The 21,166-nt window shown below is 61.7% G+C and carries 21 protein-coding genes; 6 read left to right on the forward strand and 15 right to left on the reverse strand.

From position 1 onward, the window contains the following. Window positions 1-23: 23 nt before the first annotated feature. On the reverse strand, window positions 24-803 hold the full coding sequence (locus C6Y56_RS25095; protein ID WP_169432057.1) for a YdcF family protein: 780 nt from the start codon (window positions 801-803) through the stop codon (window positions 24-26). A gap of 105 nt (window positions 804-908) precedes the next feature. Further along, the gene (locus tag C6Y56_RS25100) at window positions 909-1,232 is read right to left on the reverse strand and encodes a hypothetical protein (protein WP_169432058.1); all 324 of its coding nucleotides are present in this window, start codon (window positions 1,230-1,232) and stop codon (window positions 909-911) included. A 254-nt stretch (window positions 1,233-1,486) separates the two neighbouring features. Between C6Y56_RS25100 and leuS the strand changes: the two genes are divergently transcribed. The 5 genes from leuS to C6Y56_RS25125 all read left to right on the forward strand — a co-directional run bounded on the left by leuS (window position 1,487) and on the right by C6Y56_RS25125 (window position 7,554). Further along, complete coding sequence (leuS, locus tag C6Y56_RS25105; RefSeq protein WP_169432059.1) at window positions 1,487-4,093, forward strand: leucine--tRNA ligase; 2,607 nt, start codon at window positions 1,487-1,489, stop codon at window positions 4,091-4,093. Between the two features lie 87 nt (window positions 4,094-4,180). Continuing rightward, window positions 4,181-4,786 (forward strand): LPS assembly lipoprotein LptE, encoded by a 606-nt coding sequence (gene lptE / locus C6Y56_RS25110; RefSeq protein WP_169432060.1) that lies wholly within the window; start codon window positions 4,181-4,183, stop codon window positions 4,784-4,786. 39 nt (window positions 4,787-4,825) lie between these two features. Then, window positions 4,826-5,863, forward strand: coding sequence for a DNA polymerase III subunit delta (gene holA, locus C6Y56_RS25115; RefSeq protein WP_007960578.1), 1,038 nt, complete (start codon window positions 4,826-4,828; stop codon window positions 5,861-5,863). Window positions 5,864-6,005: 142 nt separating this feature from the next. Beyond that, a complete protein-coding gene (arfA, locus tag C6Y56_RS25120) occupies window positions 6,006-6,170 on the forward strand; it encodes an alternative ribosome rescue factor ArfA (protein WP_007958672.1) in 165 nt (54 codons plus the stop codon). Between the two features lie 61 nt (window positions 6,171-6,231). Beyond that, on the forward strand, window positions 6,232-7,554 hold the full coding sequence (locus C6Y56_RS25125; RefSeq protein ID WP_169432061.1) for a lytic murein transglycosylase: 1,323 nt from the start codon (window positions 6,232-6,234) through the stop codon (window positions 7,552-7,554). Between the two features lie 117 nt (window positions 7,555-7,671). Here the strand turns inward: C6Y56_RS25125 and C6Y56_RS25130 are convergent, their stop codons facing one another. From C6Y56_RS25130 to C6Y56_RS25190, 13 genes are all read right to left on the reverse strand, one after another. Then, a complete protein-coding gene (locus C6Y56_RS25130) occupies window positions 7,672-8,622 on the reverse strand; it encodes a S66 peptidase family protein (protein WP_169432062.1) in 951 nt (316 codons plus the stop codon). Window positions 8,623-8,796: 174 nt separating this feature from the next. Continuing rightward, entirely contained in the window at window positions 8,797-9,795 is a 999-nt protein-coding gene (lipA, locus tag C6Y56_RS25135) for a lipoyl synthase (RefSeq protein WP_169432710.1), read from the reverse strand. A gap of 25 nt (window positions 9,796-9,820) precedes the next feature. Further along, on the reverse strand, window positions 9,821-10,468 hold the full coding sequence (gene lipB, locus C6Y56_RS25140; RefSeq protein WP_169432063.1) for a lipoyl(octanoyl) transferase LipB: 648 nt from the start codon (window positions 10,466-10,468) through the stop codon (window positions 9,821-9,823). Beyond that, window positions 10,468-10,743 carry a DUF493 domain-containing protein gene (locus C6Y56_RS25145; RefSeq protein WP_007958664.1) on the reverse strand — a complete coding sequence of 92 codons (276 nt, stop codon included), beginning with the start codon at window positions 10,741-10,743 and terminating at the stop codon, window positions 10,468-10,470. Before C6Y56_RS25145 ends, lipB begins: the two co-directional genes overlap by 1 nt. 84 nt (window positions 10,744-10,827) lie before the next feature. Next, the gene (locus tag C6Y56_RS25150; RefSeq protein WP_169432064.1) at window positions 10,828-11,985 is read right to left on the reverse strand and encodes a D-alanyl-D-alanine carboxypeptidase family protein; all 1,158 of its coding nucleotides are present in this window, start codon (window positions 11,983-11,985) and stop codon (window positions 10,828-10,830) included. A gap of 187 nt (window positions 11,986-12,172) precedes the next feature. Continuing rightward, complete coding sequence (locus C6Y56_RS25155) at window positions 12,173-13,183, reverse strand: septal ring lytic transglycosylase RlpA family protein (protein ID WP_169432065.1); 1,011 nt, start codon at window positions 13,181-13,183, stop codon at window positions 12,173-12,175. Next, a complete protein-coding gene (mltB, locus tag C6Y56_RS25160) occupies window positions 13,183-14,193 on the reverse strand; it encodes a lytic murein transglycosylase B (RefSeq protein WP_085712282.1) in 1,011 nt (336 codons plus the stop codon). Before mltB ends, C6Y56_RS25155 begins: the two co-directional genes overlap by 1 nt. Window positions 14,194-14,210: 17 nt before the next feature. Continuing rightward, a complete protein-coding gene (gene rodA / locus C6Y56_RS25165) occupies window positions 14,211-15,314 on the reverse strand; it encodes a rod shape-determining protein RodA (protein WP_085712360.1) in 1,104 nt (367 codons plus the stop codon). A 31-nt stretch (window positions 15,315-15,345) separates the two neighbouring features. Beyond that, window positions 15,346-17,241, reverse strand: a complete 1,896-nt coding sequence (mrdA, locus tag C6Y56_RS25170; RefSeq protein ID WP_169432066.1) for a penicillin-binding protein 2 — start codon at window positions 17,239-17,241, stop codon at window positions 15,346-15,348. A gap of 10 nt (window positions 17,242-17,251) precedes the next feature. After that, window positions 17,252-17,719, reverse strand: coding sequence for a 23S rRNA (pseudouridine(1915)-N(3))-methyltransferase RlmH (gene rlmH, locus C6Y56_RS25175; RefSeq protein ID WP_169432067.1), 468 nt, complete (start codon window positions 17,717-17,719; stop codon window positions 17,252-17,254). 10 nt (window positions 17,720-17,729) lie between these two features. Further along, entirely contained in the window at window positions 17,730-18,224 is a 495-nt protein-coding gene (gene rsfS, locus C6Y56_RS25180; RefSeq protein WP_169432068.1) for a ribosome silencing factor, read from the reverse strand. Between the two features lie 70 nt (window positions 18,225-18,294). Continuing rightward, window positions 18,295-19,017, reverse strand: coding sequence for a nicotinate-nucleotide adenylyltransferase (nadD, locus tag C6Y56_RS25185; protein WP_249314343.1), 723 nt, complete (start codon window positions 19,015-19,017; stop codon window positions 18,295-18,297). Next, window positions 18,986-20,257: a glutamate-5-semialdehyde dehydrogenase gene (locus tag C6Y56_RS25190; RefSeq protein ID WP_169432069.1), complete on the reverse strand. Its 1,272-nt coding sequence runs from the start codon at window positions 20,255-20,257 to the stop codon at window positions 18,986-18,988. Before C6Y56_RS25190 ends, nadD begins: the two co-directional genes overlap by 32 nt. Before the next feature lie 177 nt (window positions 20,258-20,434). Between C6Y56_RS25190 and C6Y56_RS25195 the strand changes: the two genes are divergently transcribed. Beyond that, window positions 20,435-21,130 (forward strand): DNA-3-methyladenine glycosylase, encoded by a 696-nt coding sequence (locus C6Y56_RS25195; RefSeq protein WP_169432070.1) that lies wholly within the window; start codon window positions 20,435-20,437, stop codon window positions 21,128-21,130. Window positions 21,131-21,166 lie beyond the last annotated feature (36 nt).

Here is a 21,166-nt window from a genome sequence, read left to right on the forward strand (position 1 = left end):
TCCCGCGCCCTGCGCGGGAGTGATCAATCGGCGCTGTCACCCCCTCGGTAGAACAGTGAATAGCCGATCTGCCCCACCGCCTCGTTCAACAACTGCCCGCTCTGCCAGATCGACTTGAACTCCGGCATCCAGCCGCCAAACGGCCGGGCGTTGTCCGTGCCGAGGAAGCCGACCGGTGCCGGCACTACTTCGAATCCAGCCTGTTGATAACTCCACACCGCACGGGGCATGTGCCAGGCCTGGGTCACCAGCACGATGCGTTTGACGCCCTCCGGCAACAGCACTTTGGCGCTGAATTCGGCGTTCTCCCACGTGGTGCGGCTTTCCCCTTCCTGCCAACGCACGGTCACACCGAAATCATCGCGCAGTGAATCGGCCATCAGCTTCGCTTCGGTCGGTGGCGTGCCGTAATGCAGGCCGCCACTGGTCAGAATCGGCAACCCTGACGCCTTGGCCAGGCGCGCCGCATAACGCTGCCGCTCGAGCCCGACGCCCGTCGGTTGATCCTCACCCCAGGCCAGATCGCCACGCTCGCGCCCGGAGCCCAGCACCACAATCGCATCGGCGCGCTGCGCAAGGCTTGTCCATGAGTCCCGGGGCAGCGGCGGCTCGCGCTCCAGGGCCTTGGCGCCCCATTGCACGACCACCGGCAGGCTCATCAGCAAGAACCCGCCAAAACCCAGGGCAAAACACAGGCCGGCCAGTCGCGGGCGCGAACGTCGCAACCACCAGGCGACGAGCAACAGCAACAAGAGCAGGCCGGGCGGCAATAGAAGTTGTTTAATGAAATAACGAAAAGGCATCGAGCATCTCCAGAGATGCCCGAAGCCTAAGTGGGTTGATACGACGCGACAACCAGTAGGGTCGGATCCTGTTGAAAAAGATCCGTTTTTTGACCTGCCATGCGTTTACTTGGCCTGCAGAGTGCGCACCTTGACGGGGTCTCTGCCAGGTGCCTTGTCCTTGAGCCAGACGACCTTGGCCGAATGGGCTGCATCGAGTTGCTTCACTGCCTGTGACAGGTATCCGTGGGTTTCACGCTCACTGCGATCCAGATAAGCCTTGACCAGATTGAACTCGGCGGGGCTCAAGCCACGCAATTCCAGCTCCAGGGGGCGCTCGTCGCGCAGCCGTCCAGCGGTTTTTGCAGCGTCCAGGGCCATTCCCAGACGATCGATCAACCGCTCGTACAACTCCGGTTTGCTTATGTTTCTTTGCTGTGACTCCACCATCCCTCACCTCATTGAAGATAAGACTCACTCCCCAGTTAGAGCTTAGCTTCGCTGCACAAACCGGCTGTACGCCGCGACCAACGGCCCTCGCCGCGATTTCAACGGGTAACACGGCTGCAATCAGGGTTTCCCTAGGCCAAGCGCGGTCATGTATGCTACGGCGCTTCCTGTAACTCCACTTCCAGCCCGTCCGGCCCGCTCCGGATGTCGCATTGAAGAGGATTAGGCCACCCCTATCCAGTACAAAAGTAGCCATGCACGAACAATATCAGCCCCGTGAAATCGAAGCCGCCGCCCAGTCGTTCTGGGACGAGCAAAAGTCCTTTGAAGTCAGTGAACAGCCAGGCAAGGAGACTTACTACTGCCTGTCGATGTTCCCTTACCCCAGCGGCAAGCTACACATGGGGCACGTGCGCAACTACACCATCGGCGACGTCATCTCCCGCTACCAGCGCATGCTCGGCAAGAACGTCCTGCAACCGATGGGTTGGGACGCCTTCGGCATGCCGGCGGAAAACGCCGCGATGAAGAACAACGTAGCCCCGGCCAAGTGGACCTACGAAAACATCGCCTACATGAAATCCCAGCTGCGCAGCCTGGGCCTCGCGGTGGACTGGTCCCGCGAAGTCACCACCTGCAAACCGGATTACTACCGCTGGGAACAGTGGCTGTTCACCCGCCTGTTCGAAAAAGGCGTGATCTACCGCAAGAACGGTACCGTGAACTGGGACCCGATCGACCAGACCGTTCTGGCCAACGAACAGGTGATCGACGGTCGCGGCTGGCGTTCGGGCGCGCTGATCGAAAAACGCGAAATCCCGATGTACTACTTCAAGATCACCGCCTACGCGGATGAGCTGCTGGAGAGTCTCGACGAATTGACTGGCTGGCCGGAACAGGTCAAGACCATGCAGCGCAACTGGATCGGCAAGTCCCGCGGGATGGAAGTGCAGTTCCCGTACAACGTCGATTCGATCGGCGAAAGCGGCACCCTGAAAGTCTTCACCACCCGTCCGGACACCCTGATGGGCGCAACCTATGTTGCCGTGGCGGCCGAGCACCACCTGGCCGCTCTCGCCGCCAGGAACAACCCTGAGCTGCAAGCGTTCATCGCCGAATGCAAGGGCGGCAGCGTCGCCGAAGCCGACGTCGCCACTCAAGAGAAGAAGGGCCTGCCGACCGGCCTGTTCGTCGAGCATCCGCTGACCGGTGAAAAACTGCCGGTGTGGGTCGCCAACTACGTGCTGATGCACTACGGCGACGGCGCGGTCATGGCTGTGCCGGCTCACGACGAACGCGATTTCGAATTCGCCCACAAGTACAACCTGCCGGTCAAATCCGTGGTTCGCACCAGCTCCGGTGAAACCAACCCGGCGCCATGGCAGGATGCCTACGGCGAGCACGGCACGCTGATCAACTCCGGCGAGTTCGACGGCCTGGACTTCGCCGGCGCGTTCGACGCCATGGAAGTTGCCCTGATCAAGAAAAACCTCGGCGCCTCGCGCACCCAGTTCCGGCTGCGCGACTGGGGCATCAGCCGTCAGCGCTACTGGGGCTGCCCGATTCCGATCATCCACTGCGATGCCTGCGGTGACGTGCCGGTACCGGAAGACCAGTTGCCTGTCGTACTGCCGGAAGACGTGGTGCCGGACGGCGCCGGTTCGCCGCTGGCACGCATGCCCGAGTTCTACGAGTGCACCTGCCCGAAATGCGGTCAGCCTGCCAAGCGTGAAACCGACACCATGGACACCTTCGTCGAGTCGTCCTGGTACTACGCCCGTTACGCCTCGCCGCACTTCGAGGGCGGTCTGGTGGAAAAATCCGCAGCCGACCACTGGTTGCCGGTGGATCAGTACATCGGCGGTATCGAACACGCCATTCTTCACCTGCTGTACGCGCGCTTCTTCCACAAGCTGATGCGCGACGAAGGCCTGGTGAGCTCCAACGAGCCGTTCAAGAACCTGCTGACTCAAGGCATGGTGATTGCCGAGACTTACTATCGCCGCGAAGCCAACGGCGCCTATACCTGGTTCAACCCGGCGGACGTCGATCTCGAACGCGACGGCAAGGGCAACGTCACCAGCGCCAGACTGAAAACCGACGGTCTGCCGGTGGAAATCGGCGGCACCGAGAAAATGGCCAAGTCGAAGAACAACGGCGTCGACCCTCAATCGATGATCGACCAGTTCGGCGCGGACACCTGCCGCCTGTTCATGATGTTCGCCTCGCCGCCCGACATGAGCGCCGCGTGGTCCGACTCCGGCGTTGAAGGCTCGCACCGCTTCCTCAAGCGCGTCTGGCGTCTGGCTCAGGCCCACGTCACTCAGGGCCTGCCGGGCAAACTGGACATCGCCGGCCTGAACGACGAGCAGAAAGCCGTTCGTCGCGCGATCCACCAGGCCATCAAGCAGGCCAGCCACGATGTTGGCCAGAACCACAAATTCAACACCGCCATCGCCCAGGTGATGACGCTGATGAACGTGCTGGAAAAAGCAGCACAATCCACCGAACAGGATCGCGCGCTGGTTCAGGAAGGTCTGGAAGCCGTTACGCTGTTGCTGGCTCCGATCACCCCGCACATTTGCCACGAACTGTGGAATCAACTGGGCCACGCCGATCCTGTGATCGACGCCGGCTGGCCAGTGGTGGATGAAAGCGCACTCGTTCAGGACAGCCTGACCCTGGTGATCCAGGTCAACGGCAAACTTCGCGGCCAGATCGAAATGCCGGCTGCCGCGACCCGTGAAGAAGTCGAAGCGGCAGCCCGCGCCAACGAGAACGTGCTGCGTTTCGTTGACGGCCTGACGATTCGCAAAGTGATCGTAGTGCCCGGGAAACTGGTCAATATCGTCGCCAGCTAATTGGATCGGGCGTCAGGTGTGCCTGACGCCCAGTAAAACCTTTCGGGCCACAGAGTCGGCCCACATGGTTTCAAGGGGAGCAACACAATGATCAAACGCAATCTGCTGGTGATGGGCCTCGCCGTCCTGTTGAGCGCCTGCGGTTTCCAGCTGCGCGGCACCGGCACCAACGAACTGTCGATCAAGGAGCTCGATCTGAGCGCCCGCAACGCCTACGGCGAGACCGTGACGCAACTGCGTCAGGTGCTGGAGGCCAGCGGCGTCAAGGTCGTCTCCGGCGCACCGTACAAGCTGTACCTGGCCGATGAGCAGGAAAACCAGCGCATCCTCAGCTACGCCGGCGCCGGTCGTACTGGCGAATATCAGGTGAGCACCGTGCTCAGCTATGACATCCGCGGTGAAAAAGGCCTGTTGCTCAAAAGCGACAAGCTTGAAGTGCAGAAAGTGTTCATCCACGACGGCAACAACCTCGTGGGTTCCGATCAGGAAGCCAACGATGCGCGTCGTGAAACCCGCCGCGAACTGGTTCAGCGCATGATGCTGCGTCTGCAACAGCTGACACCGGCGCAGCTGGACGCTCTGCAGCAAACCGCCAATGCCCGTGCCAAGGCAGAGGCCGACGCCCTGGAAGCGGCGCAGAAGGCTGAAGCGGAAACCCCGCGTCAGTCGCCGCTCGAACTGCCGCAGCAGTAAGCCGTTCGGGGCGCGCAGGCGCCCCGTTCGCCCTCTCTTATGAAGCTCGCTCCCGCCCAACTCGGCAAACACCTGCAAGGCGCCCTTGCGCCGGTCTACATCATCAGCGGCGATGACCCGTTGCTGTGTCAGGAAGCTGCCGACGCCATTCGCAGCGCTGCCCGTCAGCAAGGGTTCGACGAACGCCAGGTGTTCGCCGCCGATGCCAATTTCGATTGGGGTACGCTGCTGCAGGCCGGTGCCAGCATGTCGCTGTTCGCCGAAAAACGCTTGCTGGAGCTGCGCCTGCCCTCCGGCAAGCCTGGCGACAAAGGCGCTGCCGCACTGATCGAATACTGCTCGCGCCCCGCCGAAGACACGGTACTGCTGATCAGCCTGCCCAAGCTGGACGGCAGCGCGCAGAAGACCAAGTGGGGCAAGGCGCTGGTCGAAGGTCAGCAGACCCAGTTCATCCAGATCTGGCCTGTGGATGCCAACCAGTTACCGAGCTGGATTCGCCAACGACTGTCTCAGGCCGGCCTCTCGGCCAGTCAGGACGCGGTCGAACTGATTGCCGCGCGGGTAGAAGGCAACCTGCTTGCCGCGGCGCAGGAGATCGAGAAGCTCAAGCTGATGGCCGAAGGCGGTCAGATCACCGTCGAAACCGTACAGGCGGCCGTGGCCGACAGTGCGCGCTTCGATGTGTTCGGCCTGACCGACGCGGTGCTCAACGGCGAACCGGCTCACGCCCTGCGCATGCTCGAAGGGCTGCGCGGTGAAGGGGTCGAGCCGCCGGTGATCCTCTGGGCCCTGGCCCGTGAGTTGCGCCTGCTGGCCAACATCTCGCTGCAGTACAGCCAGGGCACACCGCTGGACAAGTGCTTCAGTCAGGCCAAACCGCCGGTCTGGGACAAGCGCAAACCGCTGATGAGCAAGGCCCTGCAACGCTACTCGGCACAGCGCTGGGCGCAGTTGTTGCTTGAAGCCCAGCGCATCGATGCGCAGATCAAGGGCCAGGCAGCCGGTTCGCCGTGGATGAGCCTCAGCCGTTTGGCGCTGTTGATGGCGGGTCAGCGTCTGACATTACCTGCCGAATGAAACCCGGGATCGCATACTGCGATCCCGTTTTTTTTGCACAGACCATTTCCTACAGCACATCTCGCCTTCAGTCCTATAGACAGAAGCTCGACATCGGCAGATCATTTGCCGCGCAAAACTCACTCACTCGCGAGAAACCTTCATGAGCAAAAAGCCATCGAAACATGGCCACAACAAGGCCAAATCCATCGTCGCCCAACCCCTGTTCCGCAGCCGCCAGGAACGACCAACCAAGGGTAAAGGCAGCTACCGCCGCGAAGCCTTCCAGTCTGACAGCTGGGAGGCTTCTTACTTTCTGGCCGCTTGAAGCGCAGCACCCCTTCCTCATGTTAAGGTCTGCACCTGATTCGTATCCCCTGGACCTGTGCATGCCCCTCAGTCTTTCCCGTCGTTGGCCCGTTCGCCAACTGATCGCTGCCACAAGTTTCATACTGCTTGTCGCCTGCGCGGAGAAACCCACCGCCGCCGACGCGCAACCGCTTCAGACTGCTCCCATTGCCACGGCCCCCGCGATCGTCCCGCCGGTAGTGCCGTCCGGTGACGACCTCGATCTGCAACCAACCCAGACTTTCGCCGAGTGGCAGGCAGGTTTCCGCAAGGACGCCCTGGCCGCCGGAATTCGCGCTGACGTCTTTGACCGTGCCTTCGCCAACGTCAGTTTCGACGCCAGCGTGATCCGCGCCGACCGCAGCCAGCCGGAGTTCGCCCGGCCGGTCTGGGAATACCTGGACGGCGCCCTGTCGCCGCTGCGAGTACGTAAAGGCCAGGCCCTGATCAACCAGTACGCCGATATCCTGCAGCGCATCGAGCAACGTTACGGCGTCGATCGCCAGGCACTGGTGTCGGTATGGGGGATGGAGAGCAATTTCGGTCAGTTCCAGGGCACCAAATCGGTGATCAACTCCCTGGCGACCCTGGCCTACGAAGGTCGCCGCCCGGGCTTTGCCCACGCGCAACTGATAGCGGCGCTGCAAATCCTGCAACAGGGCGACATCACACCGGAGAAAATGCTCGGCTCCTGGGCCGGTGCCATGGGCCAGACCCAGTTCATCCCGACCACCTACAACACCCACGCCGTGGATTTCGATGGTGACGGCCGCCGTGACATCTGGGGCAGCCCGGCTGACGCCTTGGCATCCACCGCGCATTACCTGCAAAGCTCCGGCTGGCAGCGTGGCCAGCCTTGGGGCTTCGAGGTGCAGCTGCCGAGCGGTTTCAACTACACCCTGGCAGATGGCGCGATTCGCAAGAGCGTCGCCGAATGGCGGCAACTGGGTGTGATTCTGCCCAACGGCGGCCAGGCACCAGCCGGCTCCGAACAACTGTCAGCCGCCCTGCTGTTGCCGGCCGGCTATCGTGGCCCGGCGTTCCTGATACTCGATAACTTCCGGGCGATCCTCAAATACAACAACTCGTCGTCCTATGCTCTGGCGGTGAGTCTGTTGTCCGAACGCTTCAACGGTGCCGGGCTGATCAATGGCAGTTGGCCGAAAGATGACCTGCCGCTGAGTCGTACCGAACGCATCGAGCTGCAAAACCTGCTGACCGCGCGCAACTACGACGCGGGCACCGCTGACGGCATCATCGGCGCCAATACGCGCAAGGCGATCCGCAGTGCGCAGCAGTCCTTGGGCTGGCCCGCAGATGGCTATCCGACGCACAAACTGCTCGAAAGCCTGCGCAACCAGTAAAAGCATCGCGGGCAAGCCCGCTCCCACAGGTTTAGAGGTGATCGCAGTATCTGCGTACAACCTGAAAACCGTGGGAGCGGGATTGCCCGCGATGACTGACTATGAGGCGATCAGTCTCTACGCCTTGATCACCACATCCTGTTCCAGCATCAACTCCTTCTTTCCTGCATCCAGTCGAACCAATGCCCCCAGCGGCAACGTCAGGTTCGGATCGCAGTGCCCGCTGCGCCAGCCTGACAGCACCGGAATCCGCAGTGGTGCAAAGGTCTGCCTGAGCAAGCGGTTCAAGGCCTCGACATCCACGCCCGCCACATCCCCGACCAGCACGCCGCGCAATCTGGCCAACTTGCCCGCCAGACGCATCTGAGTCAGCAAGCGGTCGATCCGGTACAGCGGCTCGTTGATGTCCTCGATGAGCAGAATCACCCCTTCGACGTCGATTTCGTATGGCGTGCCCAGGGTCGCGGCGATCATTGCCAGATTGCCACCCAGCAGACGCCCGTGGGCAATGCCGGGCTCAACCGTGGTCAACGGATAAGCCGCCGGATGACTCAGTACACTGCCGGTCTTCAATTGACCGCGCAACATGGCGAAAAACGACGTCACCGTTGGTGGCTCCTTGTCACCCAGCAGATCGGCATTCAACAGCGGCCCGTGAAAGGTCACGAACCCTGCGTAGCGACTGATCGCCAGATGCAGTGCAGTGATGTCGCTGTAGCCAACGAACGGCTTGGCATGACGCGCCAACAGATCGTAGTCGATTTGATCCAGCAGGCGCGGCGTGCCGTAACCGCCACGCAGACAGATGATTGCGTCAACCTCGGGATCAGTGAACGCCGCGTGCAGATCGTTCAGTCGCACCTCGTCGCTGCCGGCCAGATAGCCATCTTTCTCGTAGACGCCAGGGAACACCCGCAAACCGTAACCCCGGGCGCGCATCCACTGAACGGCTTTTTCAGTCTCCAGTGTGCCGGGACCGGCAGGTGCAATGACACCTATCAGCCCTTCCGACGGCAGCGCCGGCACAGGCTTGTGCGGAAAAAGGGTGTGGGTCGGTCGAACGGTCATCCATGGATCTCCCTGTGTGAAGTCATGCTCACACAGTAGTCAGGAACGGCGACAAACAGAAGAGCTTCAGCTGCGCCGCAGTTTGCAGGAAAAGTCGATAACGAGTGTAGGCCGGACAAAAAAATGCCCGCCGGGTGGTAAACCCCGGCGGGCACTTTCTCATTCAGCGCTGAATCAGGAACCGAGCAGCTCGGCCTTGACCAGTTTCGCTTGCTCGTCGGCGTGGTACGAAGAACGCACCAACGGGCCGGACGCGACGTTCTTGAAGCCCATCTTGTAACCTTCCTCGGCGAACCAGGCGAAGGTGTCCGGGTGCACAAAACGCTGCACCGGCAAGTGGCTGCGGGACGGTTGCAGGTACTGGCCCAGGGTCAGCATGTCGATGTCGTGTTCGCGCATGCGCTTCATGACCTCGATGACTTCGTCGTCGGTCTCGCCCAGACCCAGCATCAGGCCGGACTTGGTCGGAATGTGCGGCATCATCTGCTTGAAGCGTTGCAGCAGGGTCAGCGACCACTGGTAGTCCGAACCCGGACGCGCAGCCTTGTACAGACGCGGCACGGTTTCCAGGTTGTGGTTGAACACATCCGGCGGCTCGGCCGCGGTGATTTCCAGGGCGATGTCCATGCGGCCACGGTAGTCCGGGACCAGGGTCTCGAGCTGCACGTTCGGCGACAGTTTACGGATTTCGCGGATGCAGTCGGCAAAGTGCTGGGCACCGCCGTCACGCAGGTCGTCGCGGTCTACCGAAGTGATCACCACGTACTTGAGCTTCAGGTCGGCGATGGCGATGGCCAGGCTTTGCGGCTCGTTGACGTCCAGTGGTTTCGGACGACCGTGGCCGACGTCGCAGAACGGGCAGCGACGGGTGCAGATGTCGCCCATGATCATGAAAGTGGCGGTGCCGCCGGAGAAGCACTCGCCCAGGTTCGGGCAGGAGGCCTCTTCGCAGACGCTGTGCAGCTTGTGCTTGCGCAGCAGGCTCTTGATGCGGTCGACTTCCGGCGAAACCGGGATGCGCACGCGGATCCAGTCGGGTTTCTTCGGCAGTTCGGTGGTCGGAATGATCTTCACCGGGATGCGTGCAACCTTCTCGGCGCCGCGCAGCTTGACGCCCGCTTCAACCTTGGGACGCGGGGCCGGGCGCTCGGTCACGTCGAGCGTCGGGATCATGGTTTGCACTGCATCAGTAGTCATATCAGTCGATTCCGCCCGTCAGGGTCGTCTGCTCAGCATAGTCGAGGTGTTTGACGAGCTGCGCGCGCAGCCGGGCACTTACCTCGGCAAATTCAATCGATCCTGCGTGATCGCTCAGCTGGGTCATCGCCAGCCCGGCATAGCCGCAGGGATTAATCCGTCGAAACGGCTCCAGGTTCATGTCCACGTTCAGGGCCAGGCCATGAAAGGAACAACCGTGGCGAATCCGCAAACCCAGAGAAGCGATTTTCGCTCCGTCGACATAGACGCCGGGAGCATCTGGCTTGGCCACTGCGGTGACGTCATAGCTGGCCAGCAGCTCGATCAGGCACCGCTCCATGCGCGTGACCAGGTCGCGGACGCCAAAACCCAGTTTGCGCACATCCAGCAGCAGGTACGCCACCAGTTGGCCGGGGCCATGGTAAGTCACCTGCCCGCCGCGGTCGACCTGCACCACCGGGATATCTCCCGGCAGCAACAGATGTTCAGCCTTGCCGGCCTGCCCCTGGGTGAACACCGGAGGGTGCTCGACCAGCCAGATTTCGTCGGCGGCATCGCTGCCGCGTTCGTTGGTGAAGCGTTGCATGGCATGCCAGACCGGCTCGTAAGCCATCTGGCCAAGTTCGCGAAAGCCCAGCGTGCCCGGCATCACAACACCATGTGTACGAAGCCGGTCGCCCGCAGTTCGCTGTTGATGTTGTACAGCTGATCCTGGTCGGTCGCGACGATGTGCAACTGGATGGTGGTGTACTTGCCGTTGCTGCTTTGACGCTCGTCCACACGCTCATCGTTGATCTTCGCGTGTTTCTTGACGATGTCGATGATCTTGTCTTTGTTGCCGACGCCCGTATCGCTGATCACCTTAACCGGATAATCAACCTGGGGGAATTCGATCTTTGGCGCCTTTACTTCGGTGTCGGTCATGGCGTAACGGCCTCGTAAGCGTAAGCCCGGTAACGAACAAGGCCCCGCTCCGGAAGGGAACGGGGCCATGCAGGTCAACTCGTATCAGTTGAACAAGCCGTAGAAGAATAGACGGATGCTATCCCACATGCGGCGGAAGATACCACCCTCCTCGACAGCGTCCAGAGCGATCAGATCGGCGCTGTGCACCACCTTGTCGTCCAGTTTCACTTCGACTTTACCGATCACGTCGCCCTTGGCGATTGGCGCGGTCAGTTGCGGGTTCATGGTCATGCTGGCAGCGAGCTTCTTCAGCTGGCCTTTCGGCAGGGTCATGGTCAGGTCTTGTGCCAGGCCGGCCTTGACCTGGCTGGTGGTGCCTTTCCATACCGGGGCCTGAGCCAGTTCGGTGCCCTTCTGGTAGAAGGTCTGGGTTTCGAAGAAGCGGAAACCGTAGGTCAGCAGCTTCTGGGTTTCGGCGGCACGAGCCACTTCGCTGTTGGTACCGAACACCACGGCGATCAGGCGCATGCCGTCACGTACGGCCGAGGACACCATGCAGTAGCCGGCTTCGTCGGTGTGACCGGTTTTCAGACCGTCAACGGTCTTGTCGCGCCACAGCAGCAGGTTGCGGTTAGGCTGTTTGATGCCGTTCCAGAAGAACTCTTTCTGCGAGTAGATCGCGTAGTGAGCCGGGTCTTCGTGGATGATCGCGCGAGCCAGGATCGCCATGTCGTGAGCCGACGAGTAGTGCTCTGGGTTCGGCAGACCGGTCGGGTTCATGAAGTGGGTGTTGGTCATGCCCAGATCGGCGACGGTCTTGTTCATCAGGTCGGCGAAGGCATCTTCGCTGCCGGCGATGTGTTCAGCCACCGCGACGCTGGCGTCGTTGCCGGACTGGATGATGATGCCGTGCAGCAGGTCGCTGACAGTCACCTGCGAGCCGACCTTGATGAACATCCGCGAACCGCCGGTGCGCCAGGCGTTTTCGCTGACGGTCACCGGGTCGTTTTCACCGATCTGGCCGCGACGGATTTCCAGCGTGGCGATGTACGCGGTCATCAGTTTGGTCAGGCTGGCCGGCGGCAGACGCTGGTCACCGTTGTTCTCCACCAGCACGTTGCCGCTGTTGGCATCCATGAGCACGTAGGCTTTGGCGGCCAGTTGTGGTGGCGACGGCATCATCTCGGCCGCGAAGGCGGCTGGCGAGAGGAGCAGCGGGACTAGCAGACACAGGCGTTTGGCAAAGGTGGTGATGTTCATCCGTCTCTCGAAATCGCTAATGGAAACTGCCCGAAGGCAAAATTAATCAGATGGCTTTCTAACGGGCCATCGCGTGTTCAGTTGCTCACTCCAGTCACCCTTTGCCGGGCTTTTGTTCTTCGACGAGCCAACAACCTGGCTCACCCCCCAATCGCTGGTGAACCGTCAATCAAGTGCTACGTATTGCTTACTCGGTGACCACGCTTGGCGAACCAAGGTTGGCCGAGCGCACGCTGTTCTGAACCTGGGCAATTTCACCCGGCGAGCCGATCGGTCCCAGGCGTACCCGGTGCAGGGTCTGCTGATTGCGCACGATCGAGCTGATGAACACCGGAGCGCTCACCATCCCGCTGAGCTTCGACCTCAGGAGTTCTGCAGCGTCCGGGTTGGCGAACGCGCCCACCTGCAGATACTGGCCAGACGCTGGTGCAGAAGCGTTTTTTTTTGCGCTGATCTGTACAGGTACAGTGTCAGAGGCATGTTGCTGCGGCGGTGGAGTCCACTGCTCGATGGTACCGGCCGAAGCCGTGATCACCGGCGCGCTATTCTGCGCGACTTGCGGCTCGTTGAGCATCAAAGGCGCCGGACGGCCCTTGGCGGCCCACCATTGTTGCGGGTCGATGCCCTCGACCTTGACCCGCGCGGTGCCGATTTCGGCATAACCGAGCTTTTTGGCCGCGGCGTAGGAGAGGTCGATGATCCGGTCCGAGTAGAACGGCCCGCGGTCGTTCACCCGCAGGATCACGCTCTTGTTGTTGTCAAGGTTGGTCACCCGAACGTAACTTGGCAGCGGTAAGGTCTTGTGGGCGGCACTCATGCCGTACAGGTCATAGACCTCGCCATTGGCGGTGTTCTGACCGTGGAACTTGGTGCCGTACCAGGACGCGGTGCCCGAGGCCACGTAGGTCTTGGATTCCTGCAACGGGAAGTAGGTCTTGCCCAGCACGGTGTACGGGTTGGCCTTGTACGGGCCGGTGTGCAGGGTCGGCGTGGCGTCCGGAATGCGCGACACGTCAACGTCCCACCACGGCGCACCGTCCTTGTGGGCCCGGTTGATGTCCAGACCCGGCTGGGCACGAACGGTGTTGGAGGCGTATTTCTGAGTGGGCGCACGACTGGTCGAGCAACTGGCGACCAGGACCGCCAACGCGGCGAATGCCACCAGCTTCAGGGGTTTGTTGATAGGCAATGCCTGCATTACTTGACGCCCCGTGCTTTTACCAGCTCTTCAGACAGTTGATGTACAGCCATGGCGTACATCACGCTGCGGTTATAACGCGTGATCGCGTAGAAATTCTTCAGGCCCATCCAGTATTCCGGGCCATTGTCGCCTTCCAGGCGAAATGCAGTAACCGGCATATCATCGCGCAGCGCATCATGACTTGACCAGCCCAGCGCTCGCAACTCCCCGACGGTTTTCGTCGGCTCAATGCCAGTGGTCAGGCCCTCATCCACCTGCTCGCCGCGCACATCGGCACGACTGACCACCGGCTCGCCGGCCACCCAGCCGTGACGCTTGAAGTAGCTGGCAACGCTGCCGATCGCATCATCCGGGTTGTTCCAGATATTGATGTGGCCATCGCCGTCGAAATCCACCGCGTAGGCGCGAAAACTGCTCGGCATGAACTGCGGCAGGCCCATCGCCCCGGCGTAGGACCCCTTGAGGGTCAGCGGGTCGACCTGTTCCTCGCGAGCCAGCAGCAGAAACTCACGCAGCTCCTTGCGGAAAAATTCGGCACGGGGAGGATAGTCGAAACCCAGCGTGGACAAGGCATCGATCACCCGGTAATTGCCGGTATTACGTCCGAAAAAGGTCTCGACGCCGATGATCGACACGATCACTTGAGCCGGAACGCCGTACTCCTGCTCGGCACGTGCCAGTACCGCCTCGTGCTGGCGCCAGAAGTCCACACCCCGGGCAATGCGCGCGTCGGTGATGAACATCGGCCGATATTCTTTCCACTGTTTGACGCGTTCGGCGGGTTTGGAAATCGCGTCGAGAATCGCCTGCTTGCGCTGGGCCTCGCGGAACACCGCCATCAGTTGCTCGCCGGCGAAGCCGTAGTCGCGGGTCATTTCACCGACGAATTCGGCCACCTGGGGCGAGCCTTCGTAATCGCCGGCCAGCGCTTCCTGCGCGCTGCCAAGGATGCCTACCAGGCCGAGCCACGGTGCGTATCGTGTCGCCCAGTCACGCATTACTTGCATTGAACTCTTCACCTTATTCAAACCTGTGCGATCCACTTGCGATGCGTATGGATCGACATCAAAACCCCAAACGCTGACAGCAGCGTCACCAGCGAAGTTCCGCCGTAGCTAATGAACGGCAACGGCACCCCTACGACCGGCAACAGGCCACTGACCATACCGATGTTGACGAAAACATAAACAAAAAACGTCATCGTCAAGGCGCCGGCGAGCAATTTGCCGAACAGTGTCTGCGCCTGGGCGGTAATCACCAGGCCGCGACCGATCAACAGCAGGTAGATCAGCAACAGCGCACAGATGCCCACCAGTCCGAACTCTTCGCCCAGCACCGCAATGATAAAGTCGGTATGGCTTTCCGGCAGGAAGTCCAGGTGCGACTGGGTGCCCAGCAGCCAGCCCTTGCCGAACACGCCGCCGGAACCGATGGCAGCCTTCGACTGAATGATGTTCCAGCCGGTGCCCAGTGGATCGCTTTCCGGGTCGAGGAAGGTCAGGATCCGCTGCTTCTGGTAATCGTGCATGATGAAGAACCACATGGCGATCGCCACGGGTACGGCGGCGGCCAGCACGCTGAGGATCCAGCGCCAGCGCAATCCGCCCATGAACAGCACGAACGCACCGCCGGCCAGAATCAGCAGCGAAGTACCCAGATCCGGCTGACGCACGATCAGAATGAACGGCACACCGATCAACATGAGACTGATCCCGACGTGCTTGAGCTGCGGCGGCAGTGTGCGCTTGGACAGGTACCAGGCGATGGTTGCCGGCATCAGGATCTTCATGAATTCCGACGGCTGGAAGCGGATCACCCCGGGAATGTTGATCCAGCGGGTCGCGCCCATGGCGTTGTGGCCCATGATGTCCACCACCATCAGCAGCACCACCCCGACCACATAACCGAGCGGCACCCAGCGGGCCATGAACCGTGGTTCGAACTGGGCGATGACGATCATCGACACCAGGCCGATACCGAACGAAGTGGCCTGCTTGGCCAGCAGGTCCCAGCTCTTGCCGCTGGCCGAATACAGCACGAACAGGCTGCCGGCGGCGAGGATCAGCAACAGGACCAGCAAAGGTCCGTCGATATGCAGACGTTGCAACAGCGTCGCCCGGCGACGCATCACATCCTCGCTGGAGAGCATGCGATCGAAATTATTCTTCACGGGCCGTAGCCTCCGCACTGATTGGGCTGGCGTATTCGGCCTTCAAGCGTCCGTCCTGATCCAGCAGCCAGGCGTCCATCACCTGACGCACCACGGGCGCGGCGACGCCGGAACCGGACTCACCGTTCTCGACCATCACCGACACCACGATTTTCGGGTTGTCGGCCGGTGCAAAACCGACGAACAGGGCGTGGTCGCGGTGGCGTTCCTGCACCTTGGAGCGATCGTATTTCTCGCCTTGCTTGATCGCGACCACCTGGGCCGTACCCGACTTGCCGGCGATCCGGTATTGCGCGCCGATCGCCGCCTTGCGCGCCGTACCCCGGGCACCGTGCATCACCTGCTGCATGCCGTGATTGACCTTGTTCCAGTCCGACGGATCGCGCAGGACGATGTCCGGCATCGGGTTTTCATCCTTCGGCTTCTCGCCTTCGATGGTCTTGGCCAGGTGCGGACGGTTCCACACACCCTTGTTGGCCACCAGCGCGGTGGCCTGGGCCAGTTGCAACGGGGTCGACTGCATGTAGCCCTGGCCGATCCCGAGGATCAGGGTCTCGCCCGGGAACCACGCCTGCTTGCGGGTGGCGCGTTTCCACTCGCGCGAAGGCATCAGCCCTGGAGATTCTTCGAACATGTCCAGCGAGACCTTCTGGCCGATGCCGAACTTGTTCATGTAGGCCGACAACCGGTCGATGCCGAGCTTGTGCGCCAGGTCATAGAAGTAGGTATCGTTGGACCGCATGATCGCCGTGTCGAGGTCGACGAAGCCGTCCCCGGTGCGGTTCCAGTTGCGATATTTGTGGTCATAGTTGGGCAGCATGTAGTAACCCGGGTCGAACACCCGGCTCGACGCCGTCACCACGCCGGCGTCCAGACCGGCAATCGCCACCGCCGGTTTGATCGTCGAACCCGGCGGGTACAGACCGCGCAGCACGCGATTGAACAGCGGCCGGTCGATAGAATCACGCAGTTCGGCATACGCCTTGAAGCTGATGCCGGTGACAAACAGATTCGGGTCGAAGCTCGGCTGACTGACCATGGCCAGCACCTCACCAGTACTCGGGTCCAGCGCCACCACCGCACCGCGTCGCCCGCCCAGCGCGGCCTCGGCGGCTTCCTGCAACTTGATGTCAAGGCTCAGGACGATGTCCTTGCCCGGCACCGGGTCGGTACGCTTGAGTACTCGCAGTACGCGGCCCCGGGCGTTGGTCTCGACCTCTTCGTAACCCACCTGGCCGTGCAGCTCGGCTTCGTAGAAACGCTCGATGCCAGTCTTGCCAATATGGTGAGTGCCGCTGTAGTTGACCGGATCGAGGGTTTTCAGCTCTTTCTCGTTGATCCGCCCCATGTAACCCACCGAGTGCGCAAAATGCGCGCCCTGCGGATAGTGACGAACCAGTTGCGCCACCACTTCCACCCCGGGCAGCCGGAACTGGTTCACCGCGATCCGGGCGATCTGCTCCTCGGTCAGCTCGAACAGGATCGGCACCGGCTCGAACGGCCGACGCCCCTGGCGCATGCGCTTTTCGAAGATCACCCGGTCTTCCGGCGTCAGCTCCAGCACTTCGACGATCACGTCGAGTACCTGCTGCCAGTCGCCGGAGCGTTCCCGGGTCATACTCAGGCTGAAGCTCGGACGGTTGTCCGCCACCACCACGCCGTTGCGGTCGTAAATCAGGCCACGGGTCGGCGGAATCGGCTGGACATGGACGCGGTTGTTTTCCGAGAGGGTCGAGTGATACTCGTACTGAATCACCTGCAGGAAATACAGCCGGGCAATCAGCACACAGATCAGCAGCACCACCGCAATGGCCCCGAACACGACGCGGCTACGCACCAGACGGGCGTCTTTTTCGTGGTCCTTGATGCGGATCGGCTGGGACATGAGGGCAGGATTACTTGTGGTAAGGGTGGCCGGACAACACGGTCCAGGCACGATACAACTGCTCGCCGATGAGGATGCGCACCAGCGGGTGCGGCAACGTCAGCGGCGACAGCGACCAGCGCTGATCCGCGCGGGCACAGACTTCCGGCGCCAGCCCTTCCGGGCCGCCGACCATGAAATTGACCGTGCGCGAGTCCAGCCGCCAACGGTCGAGCTCGCCCGCCAGCTGCTCGGTGCTCCAGGGCTTGCCGTGCACTTCGAGGGTGACGATCCGCTCGTTGTGCCCGACCTTGGCCAGCATGGCTTCGCCTTCCTGACGGATGAAGCGGGCCACGTCGGCATTCTTGCCACGGGTATTGAGCGGAATTTCCACCAGTTCCAGTGCCAGCTCGGACGGAAGACGCTTGGCGTATTCATGCCAGCCTTCTTCCACCCACTTGGGCATGCGTGAACCGACGGCGATCAGTCGCAGTCGCACAGCGCGGCCCTTACAGCTGGTCTTTGTTGAGCTTGGTGAAGTGCTCGTGGGTGTTTTCCGGGCTGTGGTGCTTGGCGTCCGCCGCACGGCTTTGCTCGGCACCGGCCCACAGGCGCTCCAGGTCGTAGAACTGACGAGCCGAGGCGGTCATCATGTGCACGATCACCAGGTCCAGGTCCAGCAGCACCCAGTCGCTGTCGCCCTTGCCTTCTTCGCCCAGCGGCCTGGCGCCCTGCTTTTTCACTTCTTCGCGAACCTTGTCCAGCATCGCGTTGATCTGGCGGTTGGACGTACCGGTGGCGATGATCATGTAGTCAGTGATGCTTTGCTTGTCGCGCACATCGATGATCTGGATGTCCTGGGCCTTGACGTCTTCCAGGGCGGCCACGGCAATCTTGACCAGCTCGTCACCTTTCAGCGGCTCGCTGGTGTTGACCGGCTCTGGCAGCGGAGCGCTCTTGAACGTGCCTTTGCGCTTTACTTTGGTTTGGTCTTTGTCAGTCATATAAAACTCGTTTTGCTCATGTATTCGGCGTCTCGTCCCACGATGATCGTGTTACTTGAGCACGCCTTGTTCAGTTCGACGCACGGTACAGACCGTGCGCATCGATGTAGGCCAGGACCGCGTCGGGCACCAGGAAACGTACCGACTTACCGCTGGCCAGCAGTTGACGGATCTGGGTGGCGGAGACCGCGAGCGGTGTCTGCCAGACGAATGCAATCTGTCCGCTCGGCCCTTTCAGGGCCAGCGGGTCGCTCACCGAACGCGCTGCCAGCAGGTTGCGCAAGGCATCCGGCGGTTCGCTGTCGGCGTCCGGGCGCTGTAGCACCAGGATGTGGCAATGCTGGAGCAACTCCTCCCAGCGGTGCCAAGTGGGCAGGCCGCAAAATGCGTCCCAGCCCAAAAGCAGAAAAACCTGGGTCCCGGCGGCCATTTCGGCACGCAGCGACTCCAGGGTATCGATGGTCCAGGACGGCTTGTCCCGCTGCAGTTCGCGGGCGTCCACCACCAGCGGCGGCACACCGGCCACCGCACATTCAACCATTGCCAACCGATCCTGCGCCGACACCTGCGGGGTATCGCGATGCGGCGGCCGGGCGCTGGGCATCATGCGCAGCTCATCGAGGGCCAGCGCTTCGGCAACTTCCAGTGCGCCACGCAAATGGCCGACATGCACCGGATCGAACGTACCGCCCAGAACGCCAATGCGCTGGGGACGAGACTTTCTGCCGGACTTCGGCGTTTTCAGGTCGAGGTCGGACAAGTCAGACCGTCGCCTGGCCGCGCAACTGGCCATCACCGACCACGATGTATTTCTCGCAGGTCAGTCCTTCGAGGCCCACCGGGCCACGGGCGTGCAGCTTATCAGTAGAAATGCCGATCTCGGCACCCAATCCGTATTCGAATCCATCGGCGAAGCAGGTCGGGGTGTTGATCATCACCGACGCCGAGTCGACCTGAGCCACGAACTGGCGGGTGTCGGCGAGATTTTCGCTGACGATCGAATCGGTGTGGTGGGAGCCGTAATGGTTGATATGTTCGATGGCCTGGTCCAGACCGTCGACCACGCGGATCGACAGAATCGGCGCCAGATACTCGGTGCTCCAGTCTTCTTCGCTGGCCGGCACGGCATCGATGATCGCCCGGGTGCGCTCGCAGCCACGCAGCTCGACGCCTTTTTCGCGGAACTGCTTCGCCATCGACGGCAGGAAACCCTTCGCAACACTTTGATCGACCAGCAGAGTCTCCATCGCGCCGCAGATGCCGTAGCGATAGGTCTTGGCATTGAAGGCAATGCGCTGGGCTTTCGGTAGATCGGCGTGTTCGCCGACATAGACGTGGCAGATGCCGTCCAGATGTTTGATCACCGGTACACGGGCGTCACGGCTGATGCGCTCGATCAGGCCACGACCACCGCGCGGCACGATCACATCGACGTACTCGGGCATGGTGATCAGCGCCCCAACGGCGGCGCGGTCGGTGGTTTCCACCACTTGCACCACGGCGGCCGGCAGTTCGGCTTCGGCCAGACCGCGCTGGATGCAGGCGGCAATCGCGCGGTTGGAATGAATCGCTTCGGAACCACCGCGCAGGATGGTCGCGTTGCCGGATTTCAGGCACAGGCTCGCGGCATCGATGGTCACGTTGGGACGGGATTCGTAGATGATCCCGATCACGCCCAGCGGCACACGCATCTTGCCGACCTGAATGCCCGACGGACGGAAGCTCATGTCGCGGATCGCACCGACCGGGTCCGGCAGCGCTGCGACCTGACGCAGACCGACGATCATGCCGTCGATGCGCGCCGGGGTCAGTTCCAGACGCTCCAGCAGTGCAGGCTCCAGACCGTTGGCGCGACCGGCGGCCAGATCCTGTTCATTGGCTGCTGCAAGCTCGGCGCGGGCGGCATCCAGGGCATTGGCGGCAGCCAGCAGGGCGCGGTTTTTCTGCGCGGTGCTGGCACGGCCGATGACCCGGGAAGCTTCGCGGGCGGCGCGACCCAATCGGGTCATGTAGTCAAGAACGGACTCAGTCATGGTCTGCTGGGGTCTTGGCAAAGAGGAAAGCGGCAGATTATAGCTGTCGCGTCCCGGGACTAACAGCGGTGACGGGCGGATGGTCGAAATGGACGGCGATTTGCCGATGTTCAGCCGTAATTAAGGCTCGGATTGTTATCATCACGACCTCTTTCACCTGGATAAACACCGTTTGCCATGTCCAATCTGACCGTTCGTGCCCACGCCGAGCGCCTGCCGATGGGCCTTCCGGACGCTTTTTTCGACCGTGACGCCCAGACGCTTGCCCGGGATCTGCTCGGCAAAGTCATCCGCCATCGCGTCGGCGACCTGTGGCTCAGCGCCCGGATCATCGAAACCGAAGCGTATTACTGCGAAGAAAAAGGCAGCCACGCGTCCCTCGGCTACACGGAAAAGCGTAAAGCTTTGTTTCTGGATGGTGGCCACATCTATATGTACTACGCCCGTGGCGGCGACTCGTTGAATTTCAGTGCCCAGGGGCCTGGCAATGCGGTGCTGATCAAATCGGCCTATCCATGGGTCGACGAGATCAGCGGCCCGGCCAGTCTCGCGCAAATGCTGCTGAACAATCCCGATGCTCAGGGCCACCCGCGCCCCTCGCAGAAACTCTGTGCCGGGCAGACTCTGCTGTGCAAGGCACTGGGACTGAAGGTGCCGGTGTGGGACGCCAAGCGCTTCGACCACGAAATACTGCTGGTGGAGGACACCGGCCCTGCGCCGGGGCACATCATCCAGACCACCCGCCTGGGCATCCCCCGCGGGCGCGACGAGCACCTGATGTATCGCTTCGTCGACGCAGCCTACGCCCAGTGGTGCACCCGGAACCCGTTGCGCCGGGGTCAGGTCGAAGGGCGTGATTACTTTCTGCTGTGAAATTCCCCTCTGCGGTACGCCGACCTGGGACATCAA

Origin of the sequence: Pseudomonas fluorescens (genome assembly GCF_012974785.1) — a bacterium.
Taxonomy (GTDB): Bacteria; Pseudomonadota; Gammaproteobacteria; order Pseudomonadales; family Pseudomonadaceae; genus Aquipseudomonas; species Aquipseudomonas fluorescens_BT.

What these genes read in the sequence shown, in the direction of transcription:
- C6Y56_RS25095 (WP_169432057.1), bottom strand. Translation starts at nt 803, where the DNA reads ATGCCTTTTCGTTATTTCATTAAACAACTTCTATTGCCGCCCGGCCTG.
- C6Y56_RS25100 (WP_169432058.1), bottom strand. Translation starts at nt 1,232, where the DNA reads ATGGTGGAGTCACAGCAAAGAAACATAAGCAAACCGGAGTTGTACGAG.
- leuS (WP_169432059.1), top strand. Translation starts at nt 1,487, where the DNA reads ATGCACGAACAATATCAGCCCCGTGAAATCGAAGCCGCCGCCCAGTCG.
- lptE (WP_169432060.1), top strand. Translation starts at nt 4,181, where the DNA reads ATGATCAAACGCAATCTGCTGGTGATGGGCCTCGCCGTCCTGTTGAGC.
- holA (WP_007960578.1), top strand. Translation starts at nt 4,826, where the DNA reads ATGAAGCTCGCTCCCGCCCAACTCGGCAAACACCTGCAAGGCGCCCTT.
- arfA (WP_007958672.1), top strand. Translation starts at nt 6,006, where the DNA reads ATGAGCAAAAAGCCATCGAAACATGGCCACAACAAGGCCAAATCCATC.
- C6Y56_RS25125 (WP_169432061.1), top strand. Translation starts at nt 6,232, where the DNA reads ATGCCCCTCAGTCTTTCCCGTCGTTGGCCCGTTCGCCAACTGATCGCT.
- C6Y56_RS25130 (WP_169432062.1), bottom strand. Translation starts at nt 8,622, where the DNA reads ATGACCGTTCGACCGACCCACACCCTTTTTCCGCACAAGCCTGTGCCG.
- lipA (WP_169432710.1), bottom strand. Translation starts at nt 9,795, where the DNA reads ATGATCCCGACGCTCGACGTGACCGAGCGCCCGGCCCCGCGTCCCAAG.
- lipB (WP_169432063.1), bottom strand. Translation starts at nt 10,468, where the DNA reads ATGCCGGGCACGCTGGGCTTTCGCGAACTTGGCCAGATGGCTTACGAG.
- C6Y56_RS25145 (WP_007958664.1), bottom strand. Translation starts at nt 10,743, where the DNA reads ATGACCGACACCGAAGTAAAGGCGCCAAAGATCGAATTCCCCCAGGTT.
- C6Y56_RS25150 (WP_169432064.1), bottom strand. Translation starts at nt 11,985, where the DNA reads ATGAACATCACCACCTTTGCCAAACGCCTGTGTCTGCTAGTCCCGCTG.
- C6Y56_RS25155 (WP_169432065.1), bottom strand. Translation starts at nt 13,183, where the DNA reads ATGCAGGCATTGCCTATCAACAAACCCCTGAAGCTGGTGGCATTCGCC.
- mltB (WP_085712282.1), bottom strand. Translation starts at nt 14,193, where the DNA reads ATGCAAGTAATGCGTGACTGGGCGACACGATACGCACCGTGGCTCGGC.
- rodA (WP_085712360.1), bottom strand. Translation starts at nt 15,314, where the DNA reads ATGCGTCGCCGGGCGACGCTGTTGCAACGTCTGCATATCGACGGACCT.
- mrdA (WP_169432066.1), bottom strand. Translation starts at nt 17,241, where the DNA reads ATGTCCCAGCCGATCCGCATCAAGGACCACGAAAAAGACGCCCGTCTG.
- rsfS (WP_169432068.1), bottom strand. Translation starts at nt 18,224, where the DNA reads ATGACTGACAAAGACCAAACCAAAGTAAAGCGCAAAGGCACGTTCAAG.
- nadD (WP_249314343.1), bottom strand. Translation starts at nt 19,017, where the DNA reads ATGGCCAGTTGCGCGGCCAGGCGACGGTCTGACTTGTCCGACCTCGAC.
- C6Y56_RS25190 (WP_169432069.1), bottom strand. Translation starts at nt 20,257, where the DNA reads ATGACTGAGTCCGTTCTTGACTACATGACCCGATTGGGTCGCGCCGCC.
- C6Y56_RS25195 (WP_169432070.1), top strand. Translation starts at nt 20,435, where the DNA reads ATGTCCAATCTGACCGTTCGTGCCCACGCCGAGCGCCTGCCGATGGGC.